This window comes from Pseudomonas sp. NPDC088429 (assembly GCF_044753305.1).
Lineage (GTDB): Bacteria > Pseudomonadota > Gammaproteobacteria > Pseudomonadales > Pseudomonadaceae > Aquipseudomonas > Aquipseudomonas rustica.
Genome location: NZ_JBIVMX010000102.1, coordinates 1 through 3,093, shown reverse-complemented (window position 1 = coordinate 3,093; position 3,093 = coordinate 1). Strand labels below are relative to the sequence as shown.

Sequence of the window (3,093 nt, the reverse complement as noted above, 5' to 3'; positions counted from 1 at the left end):
GGACCCATGGCAAACGTGCAAAGCGGCAAAATGATCGTCGGTCTCGATATCGGCACCTCCAAGGTGGTGGCGCTGGTCGGCGAGGTCTCCGACGACGGCACGCTGGAAATCGTCGGGATCGGTACCCATCCGTCCCGTGGCCTGAAGAAGGGCGTGGTGGTGAACATCGAGTCCACCGTGCAATCGATCCAGCGTGCGATCGAAGAAGCCCAACTGATGGCGGGCTGCCGCATTCACTCGGCGTTCGTCGGCGTGGCGGGCAATCACATCCGCAGCCTGAACTCCCACGGCATCGTCGCGATCCGTGATCGCGAAGTCAGCTCGGCCGACCTTGAGCGCGTACTTGACGCTGCTCAGGCTGTGGCGATCCCGGCTGACCAGCGCGTGCTGCACACCCTGCCGCAGGATTACGTGATCGATAACCAGGAAGGCGTTCGTGAACCACTGGGCATGTCCGGCGTGCGTCTGGAAGCCAAGGTTCATGTGGTCACCTGCGCCGTCAACGCTGCACAGAACATTGAAAAATGCGTGCGCCGCTGCGGTCTGGAAATCGACGACATCATTCTCGAGCAACTGGCCTCGGCCTACTCGGTACTGACCGACGACGAGAAAGAACTGGGCGTGTGCCTGGTCGACATCGGCGGCGGTACTACCGACATCGCGATCTTCACCGAAGGCGCGATCCGTCACACCGCGGTGATCCCGATTGCCGGTGATCAGGTGACCAACGACATCGCCATGGCGCTGCGCACCCCGACTCAGTACGCCGAAGAAATCAAAATCCGCTACGCCTGCGCCCTGGCGAAACTGGCCGGTGCCGGTGAAACCATCAAGGTGCCAAGCGTCGGCGACCGTCCACCGCGCGAACTGTCGCGTCAGGCCCTGGCCGAAGTGGTCGAACCGCGTTACGACGAACTGTTCACGCTGATCCAGGCCGAACTACGTCGCAGCGGCTACGAAGACCTGATCCCGGCCGGCATCGTGCTGACTGGCGGTACTTCGAAGATGGAAGGCGCGACTGAACTGGCCGAAGAAATCTTCCACATGCCGGTTCGTCTGGGCGTTCCGCACGGCGTCAAAGGTCTGGATGACGTGGTACGCAACCCGATTTATTCCACTGGCGTTGGCTTGTTGATGTACGGCCTGCAAAAGCAGTCCGACGGGATCTCGTTCTCGGGCATCGGCAGCCGCGACAGCTACAGCAACGAAGAGCCACAGGCGCCGTTGCTGGATCGATTGAAGAAGTGGGTTCAAGGCAACTTTTAAAAGCAGCTGGAAGCGTCAAGCTTCGAGCGGCAAGCAGTAGCAGTAGATGCACCGCAACAAACATGCAGTAGGCGAAAAAAACTAGAGAATGTAAGGAGAGGGAAAATGTTCGAACTCGTAGACAACATCCCCGCAAGCCCGGTAATCAAAGTTATCGGTGTCGGCGGTGGCGGCGGCAACGCTGTCAACCACATGGTCAAGAGCAACATCGAAGGCGTTGAATTCATCTGCGCCAACACCGATGCTCAAGCGCTGAAAAACATCGGCGCACGTACCATCCTGCAACTGGGCACTGGCGTGACCAAAGGCCTCGGCGCCGGCGCGAACCCGGAAGTCGGCCGTCAGGCTGCTCTGGAAGACCGTGAGCGTATTGCCGAAGTGCTGCAGGGCACCAACATGGTGTTCATCACCACTGGCATGGGCGGCGGTACCGGTACCGGTGCTGCACCGATCATCGCCGAAGTGGCCAAGGAAATGGGCATTCTGACCGTTGCGGTCGTGACTCGTCCGTTCCCGTTCGAAGGCCGCAAGCGTATGCAGATCGCCGATGAAGGCATCCGCATGCTGTCCGAAAGCGTCGACTCGTTGATCACCATTCCTAACGAGAAGCTGCTGACCATCCTCGGTAAAGACGCAAGCCTCTTGTCGGCTTTCGCCAAGGCTGACGATGTACTGGCAGGTGCCGTTCGCGGTATCTCCGACATCATCAAGCGTCCGGGCATGATCAACGTCGACTTCGCCGACGTGCGTACCGTGATGAGCGAAATGGGCATGGCAATGATGGGCACTGGCTGCGCCAGCGGTCCGAACCGTGCACGTGAAGCCACCGAAGCGGCAATCCGTAACCCGCTGCTGGAAGACGTGAACCTGCAAGGCGCACGCGGCATTCTGGTGAACATCACCGCCGGCCCTGACCTGTCCCTGGGTGAGTACTCCGACGTGGGTAGCATCATCGAAGCCTTCGCTTCCGAACATGCGATGGTCAAGGTCGGTACCGTTATCGATCCGGACATGCGCGACGAGCTGCACGTGACTGTGGTTGCTACCGGTCTGGGCGCAAAAATCGAGAAGCCTGTGAAGGTTATCGACAATACCGTTCATACCTCGATGTCGACCGCTCAGGTACAACAACCGGCTCCGACCCGTCAGGAAGCGCCAGCGGTAAATTACCGTGATCTGGATCGTCCGACCGTCATGCGCAACCAGGCTCAGGCCGGTGCTGCGGCTGCCGCGAAGATGAATCCGCAAGATGACCTGGACTACCTGGACATCCCGGCATTCCTGCGTCGTCAGGCCGATTGATGGAATGTATCAGGGCTATGAAGGTGATTGGTGTTCAGCAAAGGCTCGGTCTGCTATTATCGCCAGCCTTTGTTGATACCAGTTCGCAATTTGCGCTGAAGCGGCCCAAGCCATGATTAAACAACGCACACTGAAAAATATTATCCGTGCCACAGGTGTAGGCCTGCACTCCGGTGAGAAGGTCTATCTGACTCTCAAGCCTGCGCCTGTCGACACTGGCATTGTGTTTTGTCGCGCTGACCTCGACCCTGTGGTGCAGATCCCTGCCCGCGCGGAAAACGTCGGTGAAACCACTATGTCGACGACGCTGATCAATGGCGACGTCAAAGTGGACACGGTAGAGCACTTGCTCTCGGCCATGGCTGGCCTGGGCATCGATAACGCCTACGTCGAGCTCTCCGCGTCCGAAGTCCCGATCATGGATGGCAGCGCTGGACCCTTCGTATTCCTGATTCAATCGGCAGGCAGGTAAGAAAAGGACGCCTCCAAGAAATTCAACCTCATCCTGAGTGAAGTGACAGTGGA

2 protein-coding genes and 1 pseudogene are annotated in these 3,093 nt (G+C 58.8%); all 3 read left to right on the top strand.

Going from position 1 to position 3,093, the window contains the following annotated elements; all coding sequences use genetic code 11:
- Positions 1-6 precede the first annotated feature (6 nt).
- On the top strand, positions 7-1,266 hold the full coding sequence (ftsA, locus tag ACIP66_RS27135; RefSeq protein WP_053123630.1) for a cell division protein FtsA: 1,260 nt from the start codon (positions 7-9) through the stop codon (positions 1,264-1,266).
- A gap of 105 nt (positions 1,267-1,371) precedes the next feature.
- The gene (gene ftsZ / locus ACIP66_RS27130; RefSeq protein ID WP_053123624.1) at positions 1,372-2,568 is read left to right on the top strand and encodes a cell division protein FtsZ; all 1,197 of its coding nucleotides are present in this window, start codon (positions 1,372-1,374) and stop codon (positions 2,566-2,568) included.
- Between the two features lie 112 nt (positions 2,569-2,680).
- Positions 2,681-3,037, top strand: a pseudogene (locus ACIP66_RS27125) (UDP-3-O-acyl-N-acetylglucosamine deacetylase); the annotation flags it as partial.
- Positions 3,038-3,093 lie beyond the last annotated feature (56 nt).

What these genes read in the sequence shown, in the direction of transcription:
- ftsA (WP_053123630.1), top strand. Translation starts at nt 7, where the DNA reads ATGGCAAACGTGCAAAGCGGCAAAATGATCGTCGGTCTCGATATCGGC.
- ftsZ (WP_053123624.1), top strand. Translation starts at nt 1,372, where the DNA reads ATGTTCGAACTCGTAGACAACATCCCCGCAAGCCCGGTAATCAAAGTT.